This window comes from Devosia sp. LjRoot16, from assembly GCF_964252795.1.
GTDB lineage: Bacteria > Pseudomonadota > Alphaproteobacteria > Rhizobiales > Devosiaceae > Devosia_A.
In genome coordinates this window covers 576,301-602,847 of sequence record NZ_CAXUPH020000002.1, presented here as the reverse complement: position 1 = coordinate 602,847, position 26,547 = coordinate 576,301, and the positions used below count along the sequence as shown (strand labels likewise).

Sequence of the window (26,547 nt, the reverse complement as noted above, 5' to 3'; positions counted from 1 at the left end):
CGGAAGCGCGACAAATCAAAGACCTAGCCTAGCCGCGAACGGCGGCAGCAATGAGGTTAGCTCCAGTGGTGTTGTGCTGGCGTGATGCAGCTGTTCTGTCGCCCTGCGTCAGGGTCTGAGGCCCCGCCCCAGCAGCAGCTGGTAGGTGGTCAGCCGGTGGCCGAAGCGCTCGGCGTCAACCGGCCCGAGGTCCTCGACGCTGTCGAAGCGATCGGCGAAGCCGCTCGGCGGCGCGCCGGCCGGCGCGACGATGATCACGTTCTTGCCCGTATCCGGCAGCTCTTGTCGCCAGAGGCGGAACTGCCCCGGCTGGCCGCTGAGGTCGATCACGTTGCCGTCGCTGCCCAACCCAAAGGCCAGCTTGGCGGTGTTGCCGTAGGTGGTGGAGGCGATCAGCGAGGCGCCGTGCAGCGCTGCGGCGGCCTTGGCCGCGGCTGCCAGCTGCTCCTGCCCGAACGTCTCCACCGCCTCGCGGTCCCGGACGCCGAGCAATTGGGTGGGCAGTGGCGCCGCCAGATAATAGAGCGTCGCCAGGCTCATCAGCAGCATGCCCCAGGCGAGGTGCAGTCGGATCGCCCAGCGCGAGCGCACGAACAGCGGCGCGACGATGACGAACGGCAGAAAGCTCAGCACCAGCCAGTGCGGCTTCACCTGGTTTGCCGCGGCGCTCCAGCTGGCGAGCGCCAGCATGCCGACACTCGAGAGCAGGGCGGTCCACCGCCCCAGCAACTGGTAGGCGCCCTGCGGCCCGGCAAGCACGCGACCGAACAGGAAGCGGAACAAGCCCCAGGCGAGGAATGGCGAGACGTAGAACAGCGACGCTGTGAGCACCGAGGTCACGCCGTCGAGCGCGAAATGGCTGCCGCTGGCATTGAACCGCCCGGCAGTGTGGAAACCGACGCTGGCGAAATGGTGCTGGGCGTTCCACCACGCCACCGGCAGGGTGATCGTCACCGTCAGCAGCCCCGCCAGATAGAGGTGCGGCGAGCGGAGCAGGCGGCGAAATTCCGCCTGGCCGACGATCACCACCAGCAGCCCCAGGGCGATGAACACCGCATTGTATTTGCTGAGTCCGGCTAGTCCCATGAACAGGGCGCCGAGGTAGAGGTCGCGCAGCCGGCCCTCGCCACCATTGCGCAGCGCACCCAGATACTTACCCAGCTGCAGCATCGACAGCGCCGAAAAGCAGATCAGTGCGTGGTCGGGATAGTTGAGCGTCGTCAGAGCATTGAGCAGCGGCGAGGCACAGAACAGCGCCAGCCCGACCCAGAAGTGCCGCTCCGGATCCTCGGGCGCCAGCCACTCGGCGCTGCGGGCGAGGCCGTAGACCAGCACGCCAAAACTCAGCAGCGCCGGCAGGTGCACCGCGATCGGGGTCCAGCCCAGCAGCAACGCCGCTGCTCCGCCGGCCCATCCGACCAGCGGCGCATGGTCGAGATACGACCATTGCAGGTGCGCCCCCCACAGCCAGTAGTAGGCCTCGTCGATGTTTGGCGGCACGAACAGCGCGTAGACGAGCTTGAGGACGAGGAAATACGCCACCGCCAGGCGCGGCAATACAAGGTCGCGCCGCGCCATGCGCAGCTCAACGGCCGACCCGCCGGCTTTGGCTACCCCCCAGTCCACGATGCGTCCCGTGCCCCCCGGCAACGGCGCATCATTTGCACCTCGTGCCCCGGGCCGCAAGCGTCTTAGCCGGCGCGGCGCGTGCTCTCGCGTATGACCAGGTCGGAGTTGAGCACCACGTGGATGGGCTCGTCCTCGGGGGCGATACCTTCGATGATGTCGATCAACGAGCGGGTGGCCATCCGGCCGATCTCCTCGCGCGGCTGCCGCATGGTGGTCAGCGGCGGATCGAAGAAGCGCGCCACGGCGATATCGTCGAAGCCGACCACCGAGATGTCGCGCGGGCAGTCGAGCCCCTCGAGCCGCAGCCGGTGGATCAGGCCGATCGCCATCTCGTCATTGCCCGAGAATACCGCCGTCGGCAGTTTGCCGCTGGCGAGCAGGTGCTCGGCTGCGGCGGTACCCGACTCCATGTTGTAGGTGCCGGGGAACAGCCATTCCTCGCGCACCGCCAGCCCGGCCTCCTGCATCGCCTCGGCAAAGCCGATGAAGCGCTCGTTGGTCGACTGATTGCGCGATGGTCCGATGATGTGGCCGATCTCGGTGTGCCCGAGCTCCACCAGGTGCTTGATCGCCCGCTTGGCCGCCAGCCGGTTGTCGGTGATCACCGAGTGGATCTTGGCGTCAGGGATCTCGTCATAGGCGGCCACCAGCGGCAGGGCGACGCCATCGTCGCGCAAGCCATGCAGCCGGTTGGTGTCGAGCGAGCCGTCGAACAGCAACAGCCCGTCGGCGCGGTTGGAGAGCAGGTAGTCGCTGAGCCAGCGGTTCGGGTCGTCGCCGATCCGGCTCGCCACCAGCACGCTGTAGCCGCGTTCGGCCGCCTCGCGGATCACCGCGTCGACGATGGTCGAGTAGAACGGGTTGCCGATGTTGGGCGCCGCCATCAGAATCGTCCGCGCTGCCTTGAGCCGCAGCGATCGGGCCGCCTGATTGATGGTGTAGCCGGTGTCGCGCACCGCAGCATAAACCCGCTCGCGCGTTGTCTCCGTCACCCTTTCGGGCGAACTGAGCACACGGCTGACTGTCGCCGCGGACACACTTGCGTGACGGGCAACGTCCTGAATCGTCGTTGTTTTTCTTGCCAGGACCATGAGTTCGCAGCGCTCCCTCATCGCTGCTCGCCCGCTCTGTCTAGATCGACCTTGACAGCCGCGCAAGGAATGTCTGAAACTCCTGCAATCGATTGCATTGACCTCCTGCAAGGGGTTGTGTAATCGATTACACGCAGCCAGCACCGGAGCTTTCCCAACAAGAGGGGCCCCTGCGCGGCTGGCGCAAATTTCGCGAGGGGCGTTTTGCTCCTGGGTGAACGTTGGGAGGACTACATTATGAAGTCAGTCGTGTCGGTGGTGGCCCTGGTGGCTGCCGCCCTGCTTGGCAGCACCTCGGTGCGCGCCGCGGACGTTGAAGTCATTCACTGGTGGACGTCGGGTGGCGAACAGGCCGCCGTGTCGGTATTCGCCCGTGAGTTCGACGCCCTGGGCGGCGACAAGTGGGTCGATACTGCTATCGCCGGCGGCGAAAATGCCCGTTCGGCCACGCTGCAGCGCATTCTCGGTGGCGATCCTCCGGGCGCGGCGCAGTTCAACCCCGGCCGTCAGTACGAAGAACTGATCGCCGGCAACATGCTGCTCGATCTCACCGATCTGGCGACGAAAGAGAACTGGGCTGGCTTCATCCGTCCGGCGTCCATCTCCGAGGCTTGCCTTGTCGATGGTCACTGGTGGTGCGTGCCGGTCAACATCCACTCGTGGAACTGGGCCTGGGCTTCGGTCCCGGCATTCGAGAAGGCCGGCGTGCCGCTCCCGACCAGCTTTGACGACTTCCTCGCGGAAGCTCCGAAGCTTCAGGAAGCCGGCATTATCCCGTTCGCCATCGGCGGCGAAAGCTGGCAGATCAACGGCGCCTTCGGCGTGATCCAGACCTCGCTGCTCGGCCTCGAGAAGCGCGAAAAGATCCTGAAGGACAAGGACCTCGAGCTGGCCAAGGCAGAGATGCCGGCGGTGTTCGAGAAGTTCCGTCAGTTCAAGCAGTTCTCCGATGCCGGTTCGGCGAACCGCAACTGGAACGACACGACCAACCTTGTCGTGACCGACCAGGCGGCTCTGCAGATCATGGGTGACTGGGCCCGTGGCGAGTTCGGCGTCGCCGGTGAGAAGGCTGGCGTCGATTACGCTTGTCTGGCTCTGCCGATCGATCACCCGACCGTCTCCACCGGCGGCGACATCTTCCTGTTCCCCAAGCAGTCGGATCCGGCTGTCGAAGCGGCTCAGCTGAAGATGGCTTCCATGATGGTCAACCCGCAGGTCCAGGCGCTGTTCAACAACGCCAAGGGCTCCATGCCGATCCGTGACGACGTCGATATGTCGCTCGCTGACGACTGCATGAAGCGCGGCCTCGAGATCATCAAGGACCCGGCGAACATCGCCGTGGATGCCGGCCGCTGGCAGTCGAACGACACCACCGGTCAGATGAACGACCTCGTCGCCCAGTTCTGGGCTGACGACACGATGACTGCCGCGGCAGCCGCCGAGCAGTACGTGACGATCCTCCAGAACGCCGACTGATCTGGTGCTATGATGTCCGGGCGGTGCCAAAAGCACCGCCCGGCTCTTTTTCGGCGTATCCGGGTGGGCAGGGATCCGGTGCCGGTTGTTTCAACAACGCGGGGAGTGAACCATGACCCAGATCGCCGAACCGGGCGAGCGAGCGGCGCCTGGTTTTGCCGGCACAGCAGCGGAGCGCAAACCGCGCACGCGCCGGAAATTCAACATTCAGTCAGTGCTGGGCACCACGCCGATGATCGTCACGGCGGTCGGGGTGTTCGTGATCTGCATCATCTTTTCGATCATTTGGTCGTTCACCAATTCCAAGCTGTTCCCGAACTTCAACTTCATTGGCCTGGCTCAGTATGAGCGGCTGTGGGCGAACGATCGGTGGAACATCTCGGTCCGCAACCTCGCCGTGTTCGGCGTGTTGTCGATCGGCGTCAGCATGGTGTTCGGCTACCTGCTCGCGGTTTTCATGGATCAGCGCATCAAGCAGGAAGATCTGTTCCGCTCGATTTTCCTCTATCCGTTCGCCATGTCGCTGGTCGTTACCGGCCTCGTCTGGCAGTGGATGTTCGACCCCAATCTCGGCATCCAGTCCGCCGTACGCCAGCTTGGCTGGACGAACTTTGAGTTCGCGCCGCTGGTGAAGCAGGAGACTGCGCTCTACGGCCTCGTGCTCGGCGGGTTGTGGAACGGCGTCGGGGTGACCATGGCCATTCTGCTGGCGGGCCTCCGCGGCGTCGACTCCGAGATCTGGAAGGCCGCCAAGGTTGATGGTATCCCAACCTGGAAGACCTACCTGTTCATCGTGTTGCCGATGATGAAAGGCGCCGTAGCGACCGCCTTCATCCTGCAGATGACCGGCATCGTGCGCGTCTTCGACATCGTCATCGCCATGACCCAGGGCGGACCGGGCGTTTCGACCCAGATGCCCGCCGTCTACGTCATCCAGCACATCACCGACCGCGTGAACGTCGGCCAGGGTATGGCCGCCGCGACCATGATGCTGTTGCCGGTCATGCTTCTCATCGCCGTGCAGTACCTGCTGCGCTGGAACGCAAATCGCAAGGCGGGCAGGGCATAATGACCACTGAAGCCACCTCACCGGGCCTTTCTGCCGGCACGCTCTCCGGACCGCGCGGCCCCAAGCCCAAGACCGTCACCATCGGACGGATCGGCGTCTACGCCTTCCTCATCATCTCGGCTGTCTTCTTCCTGATGCCGCTTTGGGTGATGATCGTGACGTCGCTGAAGACGATGCCGGAAATCCGCGAAGGGCACCTGTTCAACTGGCCGGCGCTCCTCACCTTCGACCCGTGGCTCAAAGCGTGGGACACCGCCTGTACCGGCCGCGATTGCAACGGTCTGAAGCCTGGCTTCTGGAACTCGGTGAAGATCACTGCGCTCTCCGTGCCGGTCTCTATCGTCATCGCCATGATCAACGGCTACGCCCTGAGCTTCTGGAAGTACAAGGGTTCCGAGCTGCTGTTCGGCATCCTGATCTTCGGCGCCTTCGTGCCGTTTCAGGTGGTGATCTATCCGCTGATCATCGGGCTCTCGAAGGTCGGGCTGTTCGCGACGCTCCCGGGCATCGTGGTCGTCCATACCATCTTCGGCATGCCGATCCTGACGCTGCTCTACCGCAACTTCTTTGCCTCGCTGCCGATCGAGCTGTTCAAGGCCGGCCGTGTTGACGGGGCAGGGTTCTGGGGCATCTTCTTCCGCATCATGCTGCCGATGTCGGTGCCGATCACCATCGTCGCCATCATCCTGCAGGTTACCGGCATCTGGAACGACTTCCTGTTCGGCACGGTCTTCGCCGGCCGCGAGAACATGCCGATGACGGTGCAGCTCAACAACATCGTCACCACCACGACCGGTACCCGCGAATACAACGTGAACATGGCTGCAACCATCCTCACGGCAGCGGTTCCGCTGGTGGTCTATTTCATCTCGGGTAAATGGTTCGTCCGCGGCATCGCCGCCGGTGCGGTGAAGGGGTAATCCTCAATGACGACTAGCGTTTCCATCAAGGATCTCAGCCTCAACTTCGGCAATGTGAAGGTCCTCGAGTCTCTCGACCTCGAGGTCGCACAGGGCGAGTTCATCGTGCTGCTCGGGCCTTCGGGCTGCGGCAAGTCCACGCTGCTGAACTGCATTGCGGGCCTGCTCGACGTTTCCGACGGGCAGATCTTCATTTCCGGCAAGAACGTCACCTGGGACGAGCCCAAGGACCGCGGCATCGGCATGGTGTTCCAGTCCTATGCGCTCTACCCGCAGATGACGGTGGAGAAGAACCTGTCGTTCGGCCTGCGCGTTGCCCGCATGCCGAAGGCCGAGGTCGATGCCCGCGTCAAGCGCGCCTCGGAAATCCTGCAGATCGAGCCGCTCTTGCAGCGTAAGCCCGTCGAGCTCTCCGGCGGCCAGCGCCAGCGTGTCGCCATCGGCCGCGCCCTGGTGCGTGATGTCGATGTGTTCCTGTTCGACGAGCCGCTTTCCAACCTCGATGCCAAGCTCCGCAACGACCTGCGCATCGAGATCAAGCGGCTGCACGCCCGGCTCAAGAATACCATGATCTACGTCACGCACGACCAGATCGAGGCGATGACCCTGGCCGACCGCATCGCCATCATGAAGAATGGCGTGATCCAGCAACTGGCCGACCCGCACACCATCTACAACAAGCCGGTCAACCTGTTCGTCGCCGGCTTCATCGGCTCGCCCTCGATGAATTTCATCAAGGGCGATCTCAGTGGCACTACGCTCAGCGTCGATGGCCAGGCCAACATCCCGCTTGGCAACTACCAGTTCGCCAACCAGACCAATGGCGCATCGATCCTCGGCATTCGGCCCGAGCATATCGCTGTCGGCGAGGAAGCGCGGAAAATGCCGGTGCAGATGGAATCGGAGATCGAGATCGTCGAGCCGATGGGCGCCGATACCGTCGCCTGGACCAAGATCGCCGGCCAGTCGATCACTTTCCGCGCTGCCGCCGAAGTGCATCTCGAGCCGGGCCAGAAGGTCCTGATCGGTTTCGATCCGGGTCGTGGTTCCGTCTTCAACGCAGCGAGCGGCAACCGCATCTGACCTTTCGGCTCATTGAGCTTACCGGACGCGTAGCGGCCCGCCGAACGGGCTGCTACGAACCGCGATAAATCAGCACTGCGCCGCCCCGGCAACGACCGGGGCGGTGGCTTTACGGAGCGCTTTCAGGAAGAGTTGCAGACTTTTCCGGGTTCGAAAGCGCGACAAACCGAGGATCGAGTGCATCTCACCGTTTCAGCGAAACGGAGAAGTGCACGAGTGGAGGAGACATCTGTTGGACTTTTCTTTTCAGCTCTACAGCGCGCGGAATTTCCCGCCGCTGGACAGCGTGCTCGGGCGTCTCGCCAAACTCGGCTACAAGCAGGTCGAGGGTTTTGGCGGGCTCTATGCCGAGGCCGAGAGCCTCGCCGCCTCGCTGAAGCAGCACGGCCTCACCATGCCGACCGGCCATTTCGGCCTCGCCCAGCTCAAGGATACCGAGGCTGCGCTGAGGACCGCCGAAACGCTCGGCATGAGGTTCCTCTATTGCCCGGCGATTCCCAAGGAAGAGCGCGAGGCAGGGCAGGGCGACAGCAAGTGGATTGAGCTGGGCGAGACCCTCGCCAAGCTCGGCGAGGCGTTCCGCCGGCGCGGCTTCGGGTTCGGTTGGCACAACCACGATTTCGAGTTCCGCCCCACCGCCACCGGCAAGCTGCCGATGGACCTCATCCTCGACACCGCGCCCAACAATGATTGGGAAATGGATGTCGCCTGGGTGGTGAAGGGCGGCCAGGATCCGATCGAGTGGATCAAGAAGCATGGTCGCCGCATCAACGCCGTCCACGTCAAGGACATCGCTCCCGCCGGAGAGAATGCCAACGAAGACGGCTGGGCCGATGTCGGCCACGGCACGCTCGACTGGCAGGCGCTCTCGGACGCCGTCAAAGCCCACACCAACGCCCGTTATTGGGTGATGGAACACGACAACCCCGCCGACGTCGACCGCTTCGCATCCCGTTCGATCGCCGCCGTCACCGCCTGGAAGTGAAAGAGGCCACATAATGGATATCGGTTTTCAGCTGTTCAGCGCCCGCAATTACCCGCTCGCGGACGTGCTCAAGAAGGTCGCCGCGCTCGGCTACACCCATGTCGAGGGTTATGGTTCGCTCTACACCGACCCCCAGGCGCTGAAGGCGCAGCTCGACGCCAACGGCCTCACCATGCCGACCGCACATGTGAGCCTCGGCGACCTCGAGGATACTTCGAAGACCCTGAAGCTCGCCGAGACGCTCGGCATCAAGGTCGTCGTCTGCCCCTGGCTCGCCCCCACCGATCGGCCCACCTCGGCTGATGGCTGGAAGAAGTTCGGCGATCGGCTGCAGAAGATCGGCAAGCCCTTCCAGGATGCCGGCCTCACCTTCGGCTACCACAACCACGAATTCGAGTTCATCTCGTATGACGGCAAATACGCCATGGATTGGCTGCTCGAAGCCGCTCCGGCCGTGAACGTCGAGGCCGACGTCGCCTGGATCGTCCGCGGCAAGGCCGACCCCGCGACCTGGCTGCCCAAGTTCGGCGATCGCATCGTCGCCGTGCACGTAAAGGATATCGCGCCAGCCGGCCAGAACGCCGATGAAGATGGCTGGGCCGATGCCGGTCAGGGCGTCGTGCCGTGGAAGACGCTGTGGCCGATCATCCGCACTGAGACAAAGGCGCAGTACTTCGTCGCCGAGCACGATAACCCGAATGACATCGACCGCTTCGCTTCGCGCTCGATCGCCTTCATCAAGACTCTCGGAGCCTAAGATCATGGCAAAGACCTATGGCGTCGGCATCATGGGCGCCGGCAACATCTCGGCCGCCTACCTGCGCCTCGCGCCGCTGTTCAGGAACCTCGAAGTCCGCGCCATCGCCGACATCCTTCCCGAGGCCGCACAGAAGCGGGCACGGGAGTACAATGTCGCGGCGCAGACCCCCGATGAGCTGCTGAAGAACTCCGAGATCGACGTGATCGTGAACCTCACGATCCCCTCGACCCACTTCTCGATTTCGAAGGACATCCTCTCGGCCGGCAAGCATGCCTATTCCGAGAAGCCGTTCGTCCTCAGCGTCGAAGAGGGCATCCAGCTGAAGGCGCTGGCCGAGGAGCACAAGCTCAAGGTCGGCTCCGCGCCCGATACCTTCCTCGGCGGCGCGCATCAGCAGGCCCGCTCGATCATCGACTCGGGCAAGCTCGGCAAGATCGCCTCGGGCACCATGCACGTGCTGAGCCGCGGCATGGAGCACTGGCATCCCAACCCGGATTTCTTCTTCCAGCCCGGCGGGGGGCCGATACTCGATCTCGGCCCTTACTACATCACCGACCTGATCAGCCTCGTCGGTCCGATCAAGCGCGTCACCGCGTTCACCGGCTCGGCCCGGGCCGAGCGTGAGGTGACCACCGAGGGCTCGCCGTTCAAGGGCACGTTCATCAAGGTCGGCACCCCGACCACGATCCACGCCATCCTCGAGTTCCACTCGGGCGCCATCATCACCCTGGGCGCCAGCTGGGACGTTTCCAGCCACGGCCACCACAATATCGAGCTCTACGGCACCGAAGGTTCGGTCTATGTGCCCGATCCGAACTTCTTCAACGGCGACGTGACCATCACCGATCGCGCCGGCACCAAGGAGAAGGTGACCCCTTGGGATCACCCGTTCGGCAAGGCCAACCAGGATCTCGACAAGCCCAACCCGCGCGCCAACTACCGCAATGCTGGCCTCAGCGACATGATGGACTCGATCGAGACCGGCAAGAAGGCGCGCTGCGACCTCGATGTGGCGCTGCATGCCGTCGACGTCATGACCTCGATCCTCCGCGCCGGCGAAACCGGCCAGGTGATCACGCTGCAGACCACCTGCGAGCGCCCCGCCGCCCTCGGCATCGAAGAAGCCCGCGCCCTGCTGCGCTGAGCCGTTTGCACCGAACACTCGAAGGGCCCGGGCATTACCCGGGCCCTCTTTTGGGCGATCACCGACAAGCTGCCGCCGATGCTCGCTGCCGCCGTGGACGGCGATCCGGCGACGCCGGTGAAGGCAGAGTAGCGCGACGGTCATTTCCCGCCGCGCGTCACCTTGACAGTTCCGAGCCGAGCATGAAGGTAGCTGCCGACATGTCAGCGGCGGCCCGGCTCAATTCATCTCTCGAAGCTATCGGCGGGCAGGGTGTCGGACTGACTTGAGGTACGTGCACGTAGTGGCGGCGGAACCGCGCCGTCCAAGGGAGGTATTCTGATGCGCACCATTAAAGGGCCGGCGATTTTCCTCGCCCAGTTCGCGGGCGACAAGGCCCCGTTCGACACGCTCGACCACATCTGCGCCTGGGCAGCCGACCTCGGCTACAAGGGCGTGCAGATCCCGACCTGGCTGACGCATTTCGTCGACGTCGAGAAGGCCGCGACCTCCAAGACCTATGCCGACGAGGTGAAGGGCACCGTGCAGAGCCATGGGCTCGAGATCGCCGAGCTCGCGAGCCACATCATCGGCCAGCTCGTCGCCGTGCACCCGGCCTATGACACGCTGTCCGACGGCTTCGCCATCCCGGAAGTGCGCGGCAACCCCAAGGCACGCCAGGAATGGGCGGTAAGGCACCTCAAGGCCTGTGCCGCGGCGTCGAAGAATCTCGGTCTCAAGGCGCACGCCACCTTCTCCGGTGCGCTCGCCTGGCCCTATCTCTATCCGTTCCCGCAACGTCCGGCCGGGCTGGTCGAAGAGGCCTTCGATGAGTTGGCCCGCCGCTGGACCCCGATCCTCGACGAGTTCGACAGGCACGGCGTCGACGTCTGCTACGAGATCCATCCGAGCGAAGACCTGTTCGACGGCGCCACCTACGAGATGTTCCTCGAGCGCGTGAACAACCACCCGCGGGCTAACCTGCTCTATGATCCCAGCCACTTCGTGCTGCAGCAGCTCGACTACCTGCAATACATCGATTTCTACCACGAGCGGATCCGGATGTTCCATGTCAAGGACGCCGAGTTCAACCCGACCGGCCGGCAGGGCGTCTATGGCGGCTTCCAGTCCTGGGTGAACCGCGCCGGCCGCTTCCGCTCGCTCGGCGATGGCCAGGTGGATTTCGCCGGTATTTTCTCGAAGCTCAGCGCCTACGGTTTCGACGGCTGGGCGGTGCTCGAGTGGGAATGCGCCATCAAGTCGGCGGAGCAGGGCGCTGCCGAAGGTGCGCCGTTCATCCAGAGCCACATCATCAATGTCACCGAGAAGGCCTTCGACGACTTCGCCGCGTCGGGTACCGACAAGGCGGCCAACCGCAAGATTCTCGGTCTGAGCTAAGCACTGGGGTAACCCCACAAGCGGTGTCATCCCGGCGCAGACCGGGATCCATCCTGAGATATCTCACCCTCCACGGTGAGCTGAAGCAGCTCGGGATGGGGCCCCGGCCTTCGCCGGGGTGACGCGGTGGGTGGGGTGACATCCCGTCAATGAAACTGAGGGAGTAAGAAAATGGCAGAGAACGGCGCTCCGCGCATTCGCCTGGGCATGGTCGGTGGCGGCACCGGTGCTTTCATCGGCTACGTCCACCGTGTCGCCGCCCGCATCGACGGCGATTATGAACTGGTCGCCGGCGCCCTGTCGTCCAACGCGGCAACGGCGCTCGAGAGCGGCAAGAACCTCGGCTTCGCCGAGGACCGCATCTACACCTCGTACGAGGAAATGGCCGCCAGGGAATCCGCCCGCAAGGACGGTATCCAGGCGGTCTCCATCGTTACGCCCAACCACGCGCATTTCGGCCCAGCCAAGGCCTTCCTCGAGGCCGGCATCCACGTCATCTGCGACAAGCCGCTGACCTCGACGCTGGACGACGCGCGGGCCCTCGCCGCGATCAAGCCCAAGAAGGGCGCCAAGTTCCTCCTCACCCACAACTACACCGGCTATCCGCTGGTGCGACAGGCGCGTGAACTGGTGAAGTCGGGCGCCCTGGGCAAGATCCGCGTCGTGCAGGTGGAATACCCGCAGGACTGGCTGACCAATGCTGCCGACCCGGGCAACAAGCAGGCGAGCTGGCGTACCGATCCGAAGCGCTCCGGCGCCGGCGGCGCCATCGGCGATATCGGCACCCACGCCTACAACCTGGCGCGGTTCGTCACCGGGCTGAAGACCGAGGCGGTCAGCGCCGAGCTCACCAGCTTCGTCAAGGGGCGTAAGCTCGATGACGACGTGCAGATCAAGCTCAGGTTCCAGGGCGGCGCGAAGGGCATGCTGTGGGCCAGCCAGGTCGCCGTGGGCTCGGAGAACGGCCTGCAGCTGCGCGTTTATGGCGAAAAGGCCGGCCTCGAGTGGCGGCAGGATAACCCGAACTACATGTGGTTCACCGAGTTCGGCAAACCCAAGCAGTTGCTGACCCGCGGCGGCGCCATCTCCGCTCCGCCCGCTGCCGCGATGAACGTCCGCATCCCGGGCGGTCATCCCGAGGGCTACCTCGAGGCTTTCGCCACGCTCTACAGCCAGTTCGCCCAGGTGATCCGCGGCGAAGGCAAGGACGTCGCCGGGCTGCTCCCCAGCCTCGCCGATGGCGTCGAAGGCATGGAGTTCATCATGGCCTCCGTCGCCTCGTCGAAGGCCGACGGCAAGTGGACCAAGCTCAGCGAGGTCTAGTTCGCCTGGATCTTTCCGCTCCCCTCCCCCTTGAGGGGAGGGGTTGGGGGTGGGGGTGGTGAGGGACGCTCGGTGCTGACTGCACCACCCCCTCCCTCAATCCCTCACCCTCAAGGGGGAGGGAGGCGACAGCTGCCAGGGCAGAGCGTCACTTCAAACCCAAGCCACCACCGCCCCCCAGATCAGCACCAGACCTGACGCGGTCAGCCCGACCAGCACCACGCGCCGAAACCCCACTGTCGTCAGCCGCTTGAACACCAGCACGCCGAGGATGGCGAACGGCACCAGCACTACCCCGGTCAGCGCCAGCGCCCCGAGCATCTCGATCTCGAGCGTCCCCGCGAGGAGGTAGACCGTCAGCGTTGCCGTGTGCATGGCGATGTTGAAGCCTTGCAGCACGCCGCGCTGCTCGTCCTTGCTCCAGCCGCGCAGTGTCGTCCACAGCGTCGGTACCGGACCCGAGATTGCCGCCATGCCGCCGAGCACTCCGCCGATCCAGCCGATTGCCGTGTCGGCCACCCCTCCGCCCCAACTGAACCGGAGGTCGGGCCGCAGCAGCAGCATCAGTGGGCAATAGGCGACAAGGAACAGCCCTAGTCCGAACTTGAACAGATTTGGGTCGGCCGCACCTACCAACTGCGCACCGATCGGCACGCCGATCAGTCCGCCGATGATGAACGGCAGCGCCGCCTTCGCGCTGAAGCCGCGCCACACGAAGGGCAGCGTCACCAGTTGCCCGACCAGCGAACCGAACACCGACAGCACCACCGCCAGCCGGGGATCGACGCCCCATGCCCACACCGACAGCGCCACCAGCGCGAAGGCAAAGCCGGAAACGCCCTGCGCAAACCCGGCCAAAGCCGCGCCGACGGCGATCAACACCAGCATCTGGTCCATCGTGCTACCGGCGCCTGTTCGGCCGGCCGGTCGCGCTGGCGGGCGCCACCGAACGATCCATCCGCTCGACCTTGAATCCTGCTTCGCCGAGCAGTGTTGGCACGCCGACCGGGCCGGCGAGGTGTCCCGCGCCGACCACGATCATGGCGTCCTCGTTGTTCGCCAGCATCTCAGCGATCTCGGTGGTCCAGCGGCGGTTACGATCGCCCAGCATGCGCCGATAGGTCGGCGAGTCGACCGGCCCGAGCGCCGCATTCATCGTGCGCGCCAGCGCTTCGACGTCGCCGGCGTGCCACAGGTCGGCCAAGGCGCCCAGGCCCTGGTCGGGGCTGTCGGTCGCCGCAATGGTGCGCATCAGCGAGCTGACCTGTTCGGCATCGGGCAGTCCTGCGAACAGCCGGAACTGCGTTTCCGCTGTTTCCAGCTCGCGCCGCCGGTCCTCGACAATCTCGTCGAGCAGCACCAGCTCGACGCCGGCCTGCTGCGTCATCGCGCTTTCGCCACCACCGCCTGCCGAAAGGCTCATGCTCATCAGCGTCAGGTCCGCCATCCATGGCCGCATCGGCTCGATCAGGTCGCGCAGCAAGCCGTGCTCATCGAGGAAGGCCTGCAGCGTGTCCTGCTGTTCGCCGGTCAGGTAGTCGCTGAGCTGCCGCCCGTCCCGGTTCATGCCATAGAGCATCGATAGTCGGGTAAACGTGGCGTAGGCGTCCACGTCCAGCACCATCTCGAAATAGACGTGCTCGGCCTCGGCGAGCGCTGCGTCGAAGCGCGGCGTCCGCCAGTCCCGGTCCTTGTCGAGAATGTGGATGGAGCCGAACAGCCAGACGGAGCTGTCGGCATCGCTGACCCGCCACAGGGCAGGGGCCGCCAGCGTTGCGGCGGGAGCGAGCCCGGCCAGCAACGACAGCAGCAACAGGGTGCGGCGGAGGAATGCCCTCATCGCCGCGGGCCCTTAATGGGTCCAGGGCGTTTTGCGATCGGAGCGGAAATTGTCCGAGTAGGTGGTGCGCTTCACCGTCGGCTTGTGGTCGGGCAGCACCTGGTAGGCAATGCCGTTCTTGTGCGCATAGGCCTCAGCTTCTTCGAGGGTGTCGAAGGTGAGGCGAATCTGCGCCCGCGTATCGGTACTCGAGGTGTAGCCCATCAGGGGCTCGATTTCGCGCGGGGCGGCCGGCTCATGCACCAGGATCCATTCCTTGGACTTGCCCCGGCCGGACTGCATGGCATTGGGCGCAGGCCGGTAAATTCGTGCCGTCATCGTTACTTCGAGTCCTGTTGTCCGAATTGGACTAACTCATAGGGGTTTCTGGGCGCTCTTTCGAGTCCTTCTGTTCCCCTCGGGATCGGAAGAACTCGATCAGGTAAGTCGGGGCGCCGGGCTCCGGGCGGACGGTGATGCGCTGTCCAGGCGCGATGCCCACGAGTGCATCGAACCGGTCGGCTGCAAGAGGCCCGCCCAGCCCTTCGACAACCGTCCTGCCGCCAAACACCACCACCGTTTCGGCGGCCACCCCTTCGATGGAGAAGGTGCCATCCTGGTGCAATCGGCGCATCCTATGCGTGAACCACCCACGCCGCGTCATCGCATTGAGGTCGGTCGTCTCGCCGTCCATGACGCTGGCATGCACTGGCGCTTCGCCGCCGAACGAGAACGGTTCACTGTCGTCGGTCACGGGGACCGTCCGATCGGGCAGTCGCAGCGCGATACCGCGTCCGGCCAGAACGGCAATCGTCCGGTCGGTCCCGACAAAGCTCGAGAACGGGCCGTCGGCATTGACCGTGGCGATGCTGAGGCGCCACAGGAAGTCGGACCCGGCGCCGGCGTCGCGGCGGGCGGCAACCTCGCGGGTAACGCCGCCGCCGTTTCGCCAGGGGACGACCGCCAGGTCCTCGAACCGCGTGAGCCGCATAGCGTCCTCAGCCAAGGATGCCGGGGAGGTCGAGCCCCTTCTCGCGTGCGACATCGAGGGCGATTTCGTAACCGGCATCGGCGTGCCGCATCACGCCGGTCGCCGGATCGTTCCACAGCACGCGTTCCAGCCGGCGGGCCGCATCGTCGGTGCCGTCGGCACAGATTACCATGCCGGCATGCTGCGAAAAGCCCATGCCGACGCCGCCGCCATGGTGGAGCGAGACCCAGGTTGCGCCCGACGCCGTGTTGAGCAGCGCGTTCAGCAGCGGCCAGTCGGAAACCGCGTCGGAGCCGTCCTGCATCGCCTCGGTCTCGCGGTTCGGCGAGGCCACGGAGCCCGAATCGAGGTGGTCGCGGCCGATGACCACTGGCGCCTTCAGTTCGCCGCTGCGGACCATTTCGTTGAAGGCCAGCCCCAGGCGGTGACGGTCGCCGAGGCCGACCCAGCAGATGCGCGCCGGCAGGCCCTGGAAGGCGATGCGCTCCCGCGCCATGTCCAGCCAGTTGTGGAGGTGCGTATTGCCCGGCGTCAGCTCGCGGACCTTGGCGTCGGTCTTGTAAATATCCTCGGGATCGCCCGAGAGCGCCGCCCAGCGGAACGGGCCGATGCCGCGGCAGAACAGCGGGCGGATATAGGCCGGCACGAAGCCCGGGAAGGCGAAGGCATTCTCAAGTCCTTCGTCCTTGGCGACCTGGCGGATATTGTTGCCATAGTCGAGTGTCGGGATGCCGCGATCCCAGAAGGCCAGCATGGCCTCGACATGTTCGCGCATCGAGGCGCGCGCCGCTTTTTCGACCGTCTTCGGGGCGCTCTCGCGCTTCTCCCGCCATTCGGCCATGCTCCAGCCCTTGGGCAGGTAGCCGTTGATCGGGTCATGCGCCGACGTCTGGTCGGTGACGAGGTCGGGGCGAATGCCGCGGCGCACCATCTCCGGCAGGATTTCGGCGGCGTTCCCGAGCAGGCCCACCGATTTCGCCTCGCCGGCTTCGGTCCAGCGCGCGATCATCTCGAGCGCCTCGTCCAGCGTTGTCGCCTTCTCGTCGAGATAGCGGGTGCGGAGGCGGAAATCGATCGAGTCCGGGTTGCACTCGACGGCGAGACAGGAGGCGCCGGCCATGACGGCGGCGAGGGGCTGCGCTCCACCCATCCCGCCAAGGCCTGCGGTGAGGATCCACTTGCCCCTGAGGTTGCCGTCATAGTGCTGGCGGCCGGCTTCGACGAACGTCTCGTAGGTGCCCTGCACGATGCCCTGGGTGCCGATATAGATCCACGAGCCCGCCGTCATCTGGCCGTACATGGCCAGGCCCTTCTTATCGAGCTCGTTGAAGTGATCCCAGGTCGCCCAATGCGGCACGAGGTTAGAGTTGGCGATCAGCACGCGCGGTGCATCCGAGTGGGTGCGGAACACCCCGACCGGCTTGCCCGACTGGACCAGCAGGGTCTGGTCGGCCTCGAGCTTTTCCAGCGCCGCGACGATGCGGTCGAAATCCTGCCAGGTACGGGCCGCCCGGCCGATGCCGCCATAGACCACCAGTTCGTTGGGGTTCTCGGCGACATCGGGATCGAGGTTGTTCATCAGCATGCGGAGCGGCGCTTCGGTGAGCCAGCTCTTGGCCCGCAACTGGGTGCCGCGAGGGGCACGGACTTCTCGAATGTTGTGGCGGGGATCGGTCATGGCTTTGCTTCCGCGAGAGAGGGGGCCAGCGCCTCGAGGCGCTTCAGCATTTCGCCCAAATGGGCGCGCAGGCGTTCTGATTTGACGGGGTCGAGTGCAAAGGGCGGCGCTTCCGCGACGAGGTGCGACGCCTGCGCCAGTTCGAGCTGGATCGTCTGCACGCCGCCGGCCTGGTTGCTGTAGTGGCGCGTTGTCCAGCCGCCCTTGAAGCGGCCGTTGAGCACCGAGCTGTAGCCCTCGGCCGCCCGCGCGACGTCGTAGACGGCGGCTTCGACGGCGGGTGCACAGGACTTTCCGTCAGCCGTGCCGACGTTGAAATCCGGCAGCGTGCCCTGAAACAGGAACGGGATGTTGGAGCGGATCGAATGGCAATCGAACAGGATGGCGACGCCGTGCGCCGCGTGGACCCGCTCGACTTCGGCGGCCAGCGCGGCGTGGTAGGGGGCGTGAAACTCCGCCAGCCGCCGCTCAATCTCGGCAGCGTCGGCGAAGCCGCCCTCGGCCCAGATCGGCACCCCGTCGAAGTCGGTTTCGGGGACGAGGCCAGTGGTGTTCTGGCCCGGATAAAGGCTGACGCCGGTGGGATCGCGACCCACATCGATGACATAACGGTGGTGGGTGGCGCGGATGGTCGAGGCGCCCGGCAGCAGGCCGCGATAGAGTTGGTGGATGTGCCAATCCGTGTCCGCGAGGATTTTGCCGTTGTCGTTCAGCCGATCCTGGATCTGAGGCGGCACATAAGTCCCGGTATGCGGGAACGCCAGGATGACGGGCGAGGTGCCCTGGTGGAGCTCGAAGATCTCCATCAGTGCGCCAGCCCCGGCAGGATGCCAGGTCCGATGGCGCTGGCGAGGCCACCATTGGCGACCAGCGTCACCGCGGCTGCGATGTCGGGCGCCATGTAGCGGTCTTCCTCGAGTTCGGGGACGACAGCGCGAAGCGCCGAGCGGGCCTTGATCAGCTCGGTGCCGGTTTGCAGCGGCGCCCGGCAATCGACACCCTGCGTCGCCGTCAGCGCCTCGATGCCGATAATGCCGAACAGGTTCTCGGTCATCTGCAGCAACCGGCGCGCCCCGTGGCAGGCCATCGAGACATGGTCTTCCTGGTTGGCCGAGGTGGGGGTGGAGTCGACCGAGGCCGGATGGGCCATCTGCTTGTTCTCGCTCATCAGCGCCGCCGAGGTCACCTCGGCAATCATCAACCCGGAATTGAGCCCCGGCTTCTTGGCGAGGAACGCCGGCAAGCCGTAGGAGAGGGCGGGATCGACCAGCAAGGCGATGCGCCGCTGCGCAATGGCGCCGATCTCACACACCGCGATGGCGATCTGATCGGCCGCGAAGGCCACCGGCTCGGCGTGGAAATTGCCGCCCGACACCACGCTGCCATCGGACAACACCAGGGGGTTGTCGGTGACGGCGTTGGCCTCGATCTCAAGCGTCTGCCCCGCGTTGCGGAGCAGGTCGAGGCAGGCGCCATCGACCTGCGGCTGGCAGCGAATGCAGTAGGGATCCTGGACCCGTTCGTCACCTTCGACATGGCTCTCGCGAATGGCTGAGCCGGCGAGCAGCGTGCGGAGCGCCGCTGCCGCATCGATCTGGCCCTGGTGCCCCCTGAGGGTATGGATATCGGGATGGAAGGGCGCGGAAGAGCCCATCGCGGCGTCGGTCGACATGGCGCCGGTGATCAACGCCGCCTGGGCGGCGCGATGCGCGCGGAACAACCCGGCAAGTGCCAGCGCCGTCGAGGTCTGCGTGCCGTTGATCAGCGCCAGGCCCTCCTTGGCGGCGAGCACTACCGGGGTAAGCCCGGCCCGCTCAAGCGCCTCGCGGCCACCAAGGCGTTCGCCGCGATAGAACGCCTCGCCCTCGCCGATCATCACCGCCGTCATATGCGCCAGCGGCGCCAGGTCTCCGGAGGCGCCGACCGACCCCTTTTCCGGGATCAGCGGGATGACGCCACGCGCCAGCATGGCTTCGATCAACCGGATGAGTTCGATCCGCACGCCGGATGCACCGCGCCCCAGCGACACCAGCTTCAGCGACATGATCAGCCGCACGATGTTCTCGGGCAGCGGCGCGCCGACACCGCAACAATGCGACAGGATGAGGTTGCGCTGCAGCGTGGCGAGATCGGCCGCCTCGATCTTGATCGAGGCCAGTTTGCCGAAGCCGGTATTGACGCCATAAACCGGGGCGTTGCCGGCGGCGATCTGGGCAATGCGGGCCGCGGCGCGGTCGACCGCGGCGTCGAATCCCGGATCGAGCACCGCAGGAGTGCCGTTCCAGAAAATCTCGGACAGCGTCTCGAGCGAGACGCTCCCCGGTGTGAGCGTGATAGTCATGTTGCCTTGCCCTTGAAGATGCGGCGATGCAGCGGGTTGAAGCCGATGCGGTAGGTGAGTTCGGCCACCGAGGCGCAGTTCCAGACCGCGAAGTCTGCGGACTTGCCGGCCTCGAGCGTGCCGGTCTGCTCAAGCAGCCCCAGCGCCTGCGCCGCTATGCGCGTCGTTCCGGCCATGCATTCGGTGACCGTCAGCCCGAACAGGGTGGCGGCCATGTTCATGCCCAGCAGCAGCGAGGTGAGCGGCGAGGTACCGGGGTTGCAGTCGGTGGCGACCGCGATCGCTACGCCATGCCGGCGCAGCGCGGCGATATCGGGCTTGTGCGTCTCCCGGATGGCGTAGAAGGCCCCCGGCAACAGCACGGCCACGGTGCCTGCGGCGGCCATTGCCGCGGCGTCCGCATCGTCGATGTATTCGAGATGATCGGCCGACAGCGCGCCGTAACGGGTGGCGAGCAGCGTGCCGCCGAGATGGCTTAGCTGCTCAGCGTGGAGTTTCACTGGCAGCCCGAGCTCCCTCGCCAGGTCGAAAACCCGGGTGATTTCCTCGGGCGAGAAGGCGATGCCCTCGCAAAAGCCGTCGACGGCGTCGACCAGCCCGTCTGCATGCGCCGCTTTCAGGCCGGGCAGCACCACCTCGTCGAGATAGGCTCCGTTGCGTCCCTTGTACTCCTCGGGCGTCGCATGGGCGCCCAGATACGAGGTGACGACGCGCACCGCGCGCCGGTTGCCGAGCTCGCGGGCGGCGCGCAGCATGTTCAGCTCAGCCTCGATGCTGAGGCCGTAGCCCGACTTGATCTCGATGGTCGCGAGGCCTTCGGCCATCAGCGTGTCGAGGCGCGGCAGGGCCTGCTCGACAAGTTCCTCGACCGACAGCGCTCGGGTGGCCCGAACGGTCGAGACGATGCCGCCCCCCGCTTTGGCAATCTCGACATAGCTGGCGCCTTCGAGCCGCATTTCGAACTCACGGGCGCGGTTGCCGCCATGCACGATGTGGGTGTGGCAATCGATCAGCGCCGGGGTCACCAGCCGGCCGCCGAGGTCGATCTGCTGCGCGCCGCCGATATCGGGCGCCTCCGACGCGGCGCCGGCGAAAACGATGCGTTCGCCGGAGGTGACGACGACACCGTTTTCAATCGGCTCGACCGAGGGGGTGGCCATCGTCACGAGGCGGGCGTTCCGCCATAGTTTCACGTCCGCGTCGAGGCTGGGGATTGGTGTCGGCATTGCATGTCCGCTTTCAATCGTTCTAAAAGATGTATAGACATAATAGGGTTGATGACAAGAGAGTTTTTCCGTTTGTCCCGTCAGGATCGCTCGATGACCAAGCTGTTCGCCGCCGCCGCCTTGCTTCCCACCGGTCTCGCCCGCGATGTCAGCATCGGGATCGAGAACGGGCTGATCACCTCGGTGGCAGAGGGGAGTGCGTCGGCTGTCGCAGACGAGCGCCATGCGCTGTTGGCGCCGGCGGTCCCCAACCTCCACAGCCACGCTTTCCAGCGCGCCATGGCGGGGCTGACCGAGAGGCGTGGGCCTGGTGAGGACAGCTTCTGGAGCTGGCGGACCCAGATGTATCGCTTCGCCCTGTCGATGACCCCCGACGACGTCGAGGCGGTGGCGGCGCAGCTCTATGTCGAAATGCTCGAGGCGGGCTTCTCGCGGGTCGGCGAGTTTCACTACCTGCATCACGACGTCGATGGCCGCCCCTATGGCAACATCGCGGAGATGGCGGAACGCATCGCGGCCGCCAGTGCCGAGGCGGGCATCGGCCTGACCCTACTACCGGTGTTCTACGCGCACTCAGGCTTCGGGCCGAAACCGCCGATCGAGGGGCAGCGGCGCTTCATCAACGACACGGCTCGCTTTGCCGAACTGGTGACCGCTTCGCGGCGCGCGGTCCGCGCGCTGGAGGGCGCGGTGGTGGGCATCGCCCCGCACAGCCTGAGGGCCGCGACCATCGAGGAGATCCGCGAGATCCTGCCGCTCGCCGAAGGACGGCCCGTGCACATCCACGTCGCCGAGCAATTGCTGGAAGTCGAGGATTGCGTTGCGGCCACCGGCGCGCGCGCCGTTGAGCTGCTGCTTGCCGGCGCGCCGGTCGATCAGCGCTGGTGCCTGATCCATGCCACCCACCTCACCGCCGATGAGGTGGCCGGCATCGCTGCCACCAAGGCTGTGGCGGGTCTCTGCCCGATTACCGAAGCCAACCTTGGCGACGGCATATTTGCCGGCGCCACATTCGTCGCGCAGGGCGGCCGCCTGGGCGTGGGCTCGGATTCCAACGTCCAGATCTCGCTCGCCGGTGAGCTGAGGCAGCTGGAGTACAGCCAGCGCCTGGCGCAGCAGAGCCGAAACGTCATCGCGCGGGCCGGACAGTCGGCCGCCGCGGAGCTCCTCAACCTGGCGGCGAAGGGGGGTGCGCAGGCCCTCGGGGTGCAGTCGGGGATTGCAGTCGGCAACCCCGCCGACCTGGTGTCATTCTCGGCCGCCGGTGCGCCTTACCTGCCGCCGGCCGATCAGCTGGACGCGTTTGTGTTCGCCTCCGGCGTCTCGGTGGCGGATGTCTGGGTTGGCGGCAGGAAGCGCGTGGTCGATGGCAAACATGTTAAGTCCGGCGCCATTCGGCGGCGGTTCGAGTCGACCATGCACCGCCTGCTTGGGGCTTGACCCCATCGGCGGAACATCGGTTAGCTTTGGTTTGAAGCACGGGATTGGATGAGCGTGAGCACACTAGTGACTGCCGAGCGTGACACCGAAGCCGGCACGCTCCACCAGCGCATCCTCAATGACATTGAAGGCAAGATCGTTTCGGGGGAATGGCCCATCGGCCACCGCATCCCGTTCGAGGTGGATCTCGCTCGCGAGTATGGCTGCTCGCGGATGACCGTGAACAAGGTCCTGACCCAACTGGCGCGGGCCGGGCTGATCGAGCGGGTGAAAAAGAGCGGCAGCTTCGTCAGCCAGCCGCACACCCAGTCCGCGGTGCTCGAGATCAGCGACATCCGCAAGGAAGTGGAATCGCTCAAGCTCCCCTACGCATTCAATGTTCCGCGGGTGGCGAAGCGGAAAGCCCAGGGCGCCGATCGGCTGCTGCTCGATGTGCCCATTGGTACGGCGATCCTCGATATCACCTGCGTCCACCTGGCAGGCGGTAAGCCGTTCTGCCTCGAACAGCGGCTGATCAACCTTGCCAGCGTCGAGGGCGCGGACCAGGCGGATTTCACCAAGGTCCCGCCGGGACAATGGCTGCTGAGCCAGGTGCCCTGGAGCTCGGCAGAACACCGCATTCATGCGGCAGCAGCGGACGCCACGACCGCCGAGCAACTGGGGATCGAGCAGGGGACGGCTTGCCTCGTTATCGAGCGGCGGACCTGGAGCGCCGGCGCTGCCGTCACTCAGGTGCGGTTGACCTATCCGGGGGATCGCCACGCCCTCGTCGCCACCTTCACCCCGTCGTCGTGACCGCGCGTCAGGTCACGATCCTACCGACATTATGTATAGACATGAGTGACTGAAAGTGCTGATACTCGTCAACTGCATCTCTGGGAGGAGGCTGCATGTCTAGCAAATCTGCCTTCGACCTCACGGGAAGGCGCGCCCTGGTGACCGGCGGCAGTCGCGGCCTGGGGCAGGGGATTGCCATTGCCCTCGCGGCGGCCGGCGCCGAGGTCTGCGTCACGGCGCGTGCCCGCACCAGCCTCGACGCGACGCTGAGCCAGGTGGCTGCAGCCGGTGCGCCCGGCCGGGCGCTCGAGCTCGACGTCACCGATGTCGCCGGCGTTGCTGCAGCGATCGGTGAATTGGACGCGACCTGGCCCATCGACATCCTCGTCAACAATGCCGGCTTCGAAAGCGTCGCGCCGTCGCTCGACGTCGATGAGGCGCTGTGGGACAGCATCGTCGACACCAACCTCAAGGGCAGCTTCTTTTGCGCTCAGGCGGCGGCGCGCGGTATGGCCTCCCGCGATCGCGGTGGCTCGATCATCAACCTCTGTTCGCTGACCTCCTATGTGGGCGTGCCCACCGCCGTCCCCTATGGTTCGTCGAAATCCGGGTTACTCGGCATGACCCGCGCCCTGTCGGCGGAATGGGCTCGGCACGGCATCCGCGTCAACGCCATCGCGCCGGGCTATTTCCGCACCGAGATGACGGAAGGTTTCTATGCCGATGAGGCCTGGGCGACCGGCATGCTGGGAAAGATCCCGCAGGGCCGCTTCGGGCTGGCCGAGGATGTCGGCGGCCCTGTCGTCTTCCTCGCCAGCACCGCATCGGCCTATGTGACGGGGCAGTGCCTGGCGATCGACGGAGGCTATCTTGCCTCCATCTGACGCGCCATCTGCACAATCCTTGTGCAGAAATGAAAACTGCACAAGTCGTGTTGACACACAGGTCGATATGTATAGACATTATGCGCGTAAAGTGGCTGCGACTGGCCTGTTCGAGGGGAAGTTATGACGATTGAAGCCGGCATCGAAGGCCGTCCCGCCCAGGCGGCTCGCGTCGCCGTATCGGTGCGCAACGTCGACATGACCTTTGCCGATTTCCATGCCGTCAAAGACGCCTCCTTCGATCTCGAGGACGGGCGTTTTCTCACCATTCTCGGGCCTTCGGGATCCGGCAAGACCACGCTGTTGCGCATGATCGCCGGCTTTCAGAAGCCCAGCGCCGGCGAGATCTTCATCAACGGCAAGCCGGTCAGCGCCACGCCGCCGCACAAGCGGTCGATCGGCATGGTGTTCCAGAAGCTGGCGCTGTTTCCCCACATGACAGCGGCTGAGAACGTCGCGTTCCCGCTCAAGATGCGGCGCTTCGATGCGACCACCATCCCGGAGCGGGTGCAGCGCTATCTCGATCTGGTCCACCTCGGCGGCTATGCCGACCGCCGCATCCACCAGCTCTCGGGTGGCCAGCAGCAGCGCGTCGCCATTGCCCGCGCCCTGGTGTTCGAGCCCGACCTGCTGCTGCTCGACGAACCGCTGGCGGCGCTCGATCGCAAGCTCCGCGAGGAGATGCAGCTCGAGTTCCGCCGCATCCAGCGCGAGCTCGGCGTCACCACCATCAATGTCACCCATGACCAGCGCGAGGCGCTCGTCGTTTCGGACGAGGTGATCGTGATGGACAAAGGCGTCATCCAGCAGAAGGCGCCACCGTCAGCGACCTACCGCACGCCCGCCAATGCCTTTGTCGCAGGCTTCATCGGCGTCACCAACTTCATCTCGGGCAAGGTCACCGCGACCTCGGGCAACACCGTCAGCTTCGATGTCGGGGGCAGCGAGGTCACCGGCACCTGGGCGGCGCAAGGCCCTGCGCCCTCACCTGGTGCCTCGGTCACCGGTGCACTGCGCGCCGAACAGGTCCGGCTGGCATCGTCCGAAGCCGAGCTTTCCGGCTGCCAGACCACCAGCCGCGGTGTCGTCCGCGACGCCATCTTCGAGGGTGAACGCCTCGTCTACGAGATAGACCTAGCCCCGGGCACGCTATTGCGCGTGTTCGATCATGATCCAGCGGCTCACAAACAATTCGCCATCGGGGACAACGTGGCGATGGGCTGGAACGCACGCGATGTGCTGACCTTCCCCAACTGAGCCGGCTGGTAGAGACAACAGGAGAGAGAAACCATGACTGACCGCAAATCCATCCTTGCCCTGTCCCGCCGCAAATTCCTCGGCGGTGCCGCCGCGCTGAGCGGCATCGCAGCCTCCGGCTTCGCGACACGGGTATTTGCCCAGGAACCGGCCAAGCCCGCCGAAATCATCGTGCGCGCCTGGGGCGGCTCATGGGTCGATAGCCTCAAGGCCGGCGTTTCCGACCCCTTCACCGCCGCCACCGGCATCGCTGTCCGGCACGACCTGACCGAAGACAACGAGATCCAGCCCAAGGTGTGGGCGGCGGTGGCGCAGAACCGGGTGCCCCCGATCCACATCAACTGGGACACCACCACCAATGCCACCAAGTCTGCACTGCGTGGCGTGACCGAGGATCTGTCCGATCTGTCGAACCTCGCCGGCACCACGGACCTCGCCAAGCCCGTCGGGCTCGAGGGCTATCCGATCGTCAATACCTATGGCTATGTCTACGTGCTGGCCTACCGTCCCGAGGCCTTCCCGGATGGCGCCCCGACCTCGCTGCAGGTGCTGCTCGATCCCAAGTTCAAGGGCCGCATCGCGCTCTACAATGACGGTATCGGCTTCCACTTCCCGGCCCAGGTCGCCGGCGGCGGCAAGCTCGAGGATATCCCCGCCAACATGCAGCCGGCCTGGGATTTTATCGCCAAGGTGAAGCAACAGGCGCCGCTGCTCGGCGAGGATCCGGATTTCACCACCTGGTTCCAGAATGGCGAGATCGACCTCGCGGTCACCATCTCGACCAATGCCCGCGAAGCCAAAAAGAACGGCGTCAACATCGCCTGGACCGTTCCCGAGGAAGGCGCCAAGTTCGATACGGATGGTCTGTGGATCCCCAAGGGCCTGCCCGAGAACGAGCTCTACTGGGCCAAGCAGTACATCAACTTCGCCATCACCAAGGACGCCCAGCAGGTGTGGCTCGATGGCCTCGGGCTGCCGGGTGTAGTCCCCGGTCTTACCCCGCCGGCCGATCTCGTCGGCGATCCGTCCTATCCGACCAAGCCGGAGGATTTCGAGCACCTGATCCGCATCTCCTCGCAGGTTCAGGTCGAGAACGAGAGCACCTGGTTCGGCGAATTCAAGAAGATCATGCAGGGCTGACGCGCTGCGCGTTCGCTCCCCTCCCCCTTGAGGGGAGGGGCTGGGGGTGGGGGTCCATCCGCGATCACCGGACCACCTCCTCCCTCATTCCCTCCCCCTTAAGGGGAGGGAGGCGACCGCTGCGCGATTTTGACTGA

At 65.3% G+C, this 26,547-nt stretch carries 24 protein-coding genes; 14 read left to right on the top strand and 10 right to left on the bottom strand.

Going from position 1 to position 26,547, the window contains the following annotated elements:
• Window positions 1-108 precede the first annotated feature (108 nt).
• Both ACSQ23_RS13320 and ACSQ23_RS13315 read right to left on the bottom strand, forming a co-directional pair.
• Window positions 109-1,578 carry an ArnT family glycosyltransferase gene (locus ACSQ23_RS13320; protein WP_436090912.1) on the bottom strand — a complete coding sequence of 490 codons (1,470 nt, stop codon included), beginning with the start codon at window positions 1,576-1,578 and terminating at the stop codon, window positions 109-111.
• A 113-nt stretch (window positions 1,579-1,691) separates the two neighbouring features.
• Complete coding sequence (locus tag ACSQ23_RS13315) at window positions 1,692-2,720, bottom strand: LacI family DNA-binding transcriptional regulator (protein WP_436090911.1); 1,029 nt, start codon at window positions 2,718-2,720, stop codon at window positions 1,692-1,694.
• A gap of 237 nt (window positions 2,721-2,957) precedes the next feature.
• Here ACSQ23_RS13315 and ACSQ23_RS13310 point away from each other — a divergent pair, with 237 nt between their 5' ends.
• From ACSQ23_RS13310 to ACSQ23_RS13270, 9 genes are all read left to right on the top strand, one after another.
• Window positions 2,958-4,196, top strand: coding sequence for an ABC transporter substrate-binding protein (locus tag ACSQ23_RS13310; RefSeq protein ID WP_055878729.1), 1,239 nt, complete (start codon window positions 2,958-2,960; stop codon window positions 4,194-4,196).
• 112 nt (window positions 4,197-4,308) lie between these two features.
• A complete protein-coding gene (locus ACSQ23_RS13305; protein WP_436090910.1) occupies window positions 4,309-5,265 on the top strand; it encodes a carbohydrate ABC transporter permease in 957 nt (318 codons plus the stop codon).
• A complete protein-coding gene (locus ACSQ23_RS13300) occupies window positions 5,265-6,185 on the top strand; it encodes a carbohydrate ABC transporter permease (RefSeq protein WP_436090909.1) in 921 nt (306 codons plus the stop codon). Before ACSQ23_RS13305 ends, ACSQ23_RS13300 begins: the two co-directional genes overlap by 1 nt.
• Window positions 6,186-6,191: 6 nt before the next feature.
• Window positions 6,192-7,268, top strand: coding sequence for an ABC transporter ATP-binding protein (locus ACSQ23_RS13295; RefSeq protein WP_436090908.1), 1,077 nt, complete (start codon window positions 6,192-6,194; stop codon window positions 7,266-7,268).
• Between the two features lie 229 nt (window positions 7,269-7,497).
• Window positions 7,498-8,253 carry a sugar phosphate isomerase/epimerase family protein gene (locus tag ACSQ23_RS13290; RefSeq protein WP_436091039.1) on the top strand — a complete coding sequence of 252 codons (756 nt, stop codon included), beginning with the start codon at window positions 7,498-7,500 and terminating at the stop codon, window positions 8,251-8,253.
• A 13-nt stretch (window positions 8,254-8,266) separates the two neighbouring features.
• Complete coding sequence (locus ACSQ23_RS13285) at window positions 8,267-9,010, top strand: sugar phosphate isomerase/epimerase family protein (RefSeq protein ID WP_436090907.1); 744 nt, start codon at window positions 8,267-8,269, stop codon at window positions 9,008-9,010.
• A gap of 4 nt (window positions 9,011-9,014) precedes the next feature.
• Window positions 9,015-10,157, top strand: a complete 1,143-nt coding sequence (locus tag ACSQ23_RS13280) for a Gfo/Idh/MocA family protein (protein ID WP_436090906.1) — start codon at window positions 9,015-9,017, stop codon at window positions 10,155-10,157.
• A gap of 321 nt (window positions 10,158-10,478) precedes the next feature.
• Complete coding sequence (locus ACSQ23_RS13275; RefSeq protein ID WP_436090905.1) at window positions 10,479-11,534, top strand: sugar phosphate isomerase/epimerase family protein; 1,056 nt, start codon at window positions 10,479-10,481, stop codon at window positions 11,532-11,534.
• Between the two features lie 171 nt (window positions 11,535-11,705).
• Complete coding sequence (locus tag ACSQ23_RS13270; RefSeq protein ID WP_436090904.1) at window positions 11,706-12,857, top strand: Gfo/Idh/MocA family protein; 1,152 nt, start codon at window positions 11,706-11,708, stop codon at window positions 12,855-12,857.
• Window positions 12,858-13,010: 153 nt separating this feature from the next.
• On the opposite strand, the gene ACSQ23_RS13265 is transcribed toward ACSQ23_RS13270, so the two are convergent.
• The 8 genes from ACSQ23_RS13265 to hutI are packed head-to-tail and all read right to left on the bottom strand — an operon-like array spanning window position 13,011 to window position 20,912.
• Complete coding sequence (locus tag ACSQ23_RS13265) at window positions 13,011-13,754, bottom strand: sulfite exporter TauE/SafE family protein (RefSeq protein WP_436090903.1); 744 nt, start codon at window positions 13,752-13,754, stop codon at window positions 13,011-13,013.
• A gap of 4 nt (window positions 13,755-13,758) precedes the next feature.
• On the bottom strand, window positions 13,759-14,697 hold the full coding sequence (locus ACSQ23_RS13260) for a TraB/GumN family protein (RefSeq protein ID WP_436090902.1): 939 nt from the start codon (window positions 14,695-14,697) through the stop codon (window positions 13,759-13,761).
• A 12-nt stretch (window positions 14,698-14,709) separates the two neighbouring features.
• Window positions 14,710-15,015 carry an ETC complex I subunit gene (locus ACSQ23_RS13255; protein WP_055878698.1) on the bottom strand — a complete coding sequence of 102 codons (306 nt, stop codon included), beginning with the start codon at window positions 15,013-15,015 and terminating at the stop codon, window positions 14,710-14,712.
• Window positions 15,016-15,046: 31 nt separating this feature from the next.
• Window positions 15,047-15,667 carry a HutD/Ves family protein gene (locus tag ACSQ23_RS13250; RefSeq protein WP_436090901.1) on the bottom strand — a complete coding sequence of 207 codons (621 nt, stop codon included), beginning with the start codon at window positions 15,665-15,667 and terminating at the stop codon, window positions 15,047-15,049.
• Window positions 15,668-15,674: 7 nt separating this feature from the next.
• Window positions 15,675-17,345: a urocanate hydratase gene (gene hutU, locus ACSQ23_RS13245; protein ID WP_436090900.1), complete on the bottom strand. Its 1,671-nt coding sequence runs from the start codon at window positions 17,343-17,345 to the stop codon at window positions 15,675-15,677.
• Window positions 17,342-18,151, bottom strand: coding sequence for an N-formylglutamate deformylase (gene hutG, locus ACSQ23_RS13240; protein ID WP_436090899.1), 810 nt, complete (start codon window positions 18,149-18,151; stop codon window positions 17,342-17,344). Before hutG ends, hutU begins: the two co-directional genes overlap by 4 nt.
• The gene (gene hutH, locus ACSQ23_RS13235) at window positions 18,151-19,686 is read right to left on the bottom strand and encodes a histidine ammonia-lyase (protein WP_436090898.1); all 1,536 of its coding nucleotides are present in this window, start codon (window positions 19,684-19,686) and stop codon (window positions 18,151-18,153) included. The genes hutG and hutH overlap by 1 nt, the downstream gene beginning before the upstream one ends.
• Entirely contained in the window at window positions 19,683-20,912 is a 1,230-nt protein-coding gene (hutI, locus tag ACSQ23_RS13230) for an imidazolonepropionase (RefSeq protein WP_436090897.1), read from the bottom strand. The genes hutH and hutI overlap by 4 nt, the downstream gene beginning before the upstream one ends.
• A gap of 93 nt (window positions 20,913-21,005) precedes the next feature.
• On the opposite strand from hutI, the gene ACSQ23_RS13225 reads away from it, so the two are divergent.
• The 5 genes from ACSQ23_RS13225 to ACSQ23_RS13205 all read left to right on the top strand — a co-directional run bounded on the left by ACSQ23_RS13225 (window position 21,006) and on the right by ACSQ23_RS13205 (window position 26,410).
• Window positions 21,006-22,352, top strand: coding sequence for a formimidoylglutamate deiminase (locus ACSQ23_RS13225; RefSeq protein ID WP_436090896.1), 1,347 nt, complete (start codon window positions 21,006-21,008; stop codon window positions 22,350-22,352).
• Window positions 22,353-22,400: 48 nt separating this feature from the next.
• Window positions 22,401-23,147, top strand: coding sequence for a histidine utilization repressor (gene hutC, locus ACSQ23_RS13220; RefSeq protein ID WP_436090895.1), 747 nt, complete (start codon window positions 22,401-22,403; stop codon window positions 23,145-23,147).
• A 95-nt stretch (window positions 23,148-23,242) separates the two neighbouring features.
• The gene (locus ACSQ23_RS13215) at window positions 23,243-24,013 is read left to right on the top strand and encodes an SDR family NAD(P)-dependent oxidoreductase (RefSeq protein ID WP_436090894.1); all 771 of its coding nucleotides are present in this window, start codon (window positions 23,243-23,245) and stop codon (window positions 24,011-24,013) included.
• 123 nt (window positions 24,014-24,136) lie between these two features.
• Window positions 24,137-25,270, top strand: a complete 1,134-nt coding sequence (locus ACSQ23_RS13210; RefSeq protein ID WP_436090893.1) for an ABC transporter ATP-binding protein — start codon at window positions 24,137-24,139, stop codon at window positions 25,268-25,270.
• A gap of 33 nt (window positions 25,271-25,303) precedes the next feature.
• Window positions 25,304-26,410 (top strand): ABC transporter substrate-binding protein, encoded by a 1,107-nt coding sequence (locus ACSQ23_RS13205; RefSeq protein ID WP_436090892.1) that lies wholly within the window; start codon window positions 25,304-25,306, stop codon window positions 26,408-26,410.
• Window positions 26,411-26,547 lie beyond the last annotated feature (137 nt).

Bases quoted from the DNA above. Each gene is read 5' to 3' on its own strand.
- ACSQ23_RS13320 (WP_436090912.1), bottom strand. From the start codon at position 1,578: ATGGCGCGGCGCGACCTTGTATTGCCGCGCCTGGCGGTGGCGTATTTC.
- ACSQ23_RS13315 (WP_436090911.1), bottom strand. From the start codon at position 2,720: ATGGTCCTGGCAAGAAAAACAACGACGATTCAGGACGTTGCCCGTCAC.
- ACSQ23_RS13310 (WP_055878729.1), top strand. From the start codon at position 2,958: ATGAAGTCAGTCGTGTCGGTGGTGGCCCTGGTGGCTGCCGCCCTGCTT.
- ACSQ23_RS13305 (WP_436090910.1), top strand. From the start codon at position 4,309: ATGACCCAGATCGCCGAACCGGGCGAGCGAGCGGCGCCTGGTTTTGCC.
- ACSQ23_RS13300 (WP_436090909.1), top strand. From the start codon at position 5,265: ATGACCACTGAAGCCACCTCACCGGGCCTTTCTGCCGGCACGCTCTCC.
- ACSQ23_RS13295 (WP_436090908.1), top strand. From the start codon at position 6,192: ATGACGACTAGCGTTTCCATCAAGGATCTCAGCCTCAACTTCGGCAAT.
- ACSQ23_RS13285 (WP_436090907.1), top strand. From the start codon at position 8,267: ATGGATATCGGTTTTCAGCTGTTCAGCGCCCGCAATTACCCGCTCGCG.
- ACSQ23_RS13280 (WP_436090906.1), top strand. From the start codon at position 9,015: ATGGCAAAGACCTATGGCGTCGGCATCATGGGCGCCGGCAACATCTCG.
- ACSQ23_RS13275 (WP_436090905.1), top strand. From the start codon at position 10,479: ATGCGCACCATTAAAGGGCCGGCGATTTTCCTCGCCCAGTTCGCGGGC.
- ACSQ23_RS13270 (WP_436090904.1), top strand. From the start codon at position 11,706: ATGGCAGAGAACGGCGCTCCGCGCATTCGCCTGGGCATGGTCGGTGGC.
- ACSQ23_RS13265 (WP_436090903.1), bottom strand. From the start codon at position 13,754: ATGGACCAGATGCTGGTGTTGATCGCCGTCGGCGCGGCTTTGGCCGGG.
- ACSQ23_RS13260 (WP_436090902.1), bottom strand. From the start codon at position 14,697: ATGAGGGCATTCCTCCGCCGCACCCTGTTGCTGCTGTCGTTGCTGGCC.
- ACSQ23_RS13255 (WP_055878698.1), bottom strand. From the start codon at position 15,015: ATGACGGCACGAATTTACCGGCCTGCGCCCAATGCCATGCAGTCCGGC.
- ACSQ23_RS13250 (WP_436090901.1), bottom strand. From the start codon at position 15,667: ATGCGGCTCACGCGGTTCGAGGACCTGGCGGTCGTCCCCTGGCGAAAC.
- hutU (WP_436090900.1), bottom strand. From the start codon at position 17,345: ATGACCGATCCCCGCCACAACATTCGAGAAGTCCGTGCCCCTCGCGGC.
- hutG (WP_436090899.1), bottom strand. From the start codon at position 18,151: ATGGAGATCTTCGAGCTCCACCAGGGCACCTCGCCCGTCATCCTGGCG.
- hutH (WP_436090898.1), bottom strand. From the start codon at position 19,686: ATGACTATCACGCTCACACCGGGGAGCGTCTCGCTCGAGACGCTGTCC.
- hutI (WP_436090897.1), bottom strand. From the start codon at position 20,912: ATGCCGACACCAATCCCCAGCCTCGACGCGGACGTGAAACTATGGCGG.
- ACSQ23_RS13225 (WP_436090896.1), top strand. From the start codon at position 21,006: ATGACCAAGCTGTTCGCCGCCGCCGCCTTGCTTCCCACCGGTCTCGCC.
- hutC (WP_436090895.1), top strand. From the start codon at position 22,401: ATGAGCGTGAGCACACTAGTGACTGCCGAGCGTGACACCGAAGCCGGC.
- ACSQ23_RS13215 (WP_436090894.1), top strand. From the start codon at position 23,243: ATGTCTAGCAAATCTGCCTTCGACCTCACGGGAAGGCGCGCCCTGGTG.
- ACSQ23_RS13210 (WP_436090893.1), top strand. From the start codon at position 24,137: ATGACGATTGAAGCCGGCATCGAAGGCCGTCCCGCCCAGGCGGCTCGC.
- ACSQ23_RS13205 (WP_436090892.1), top strand. From the start codon at position 25,304: ATGACTGACCGCAAATCCATCCTTGCCCTGTCCCGCCGCAAATTCCTC.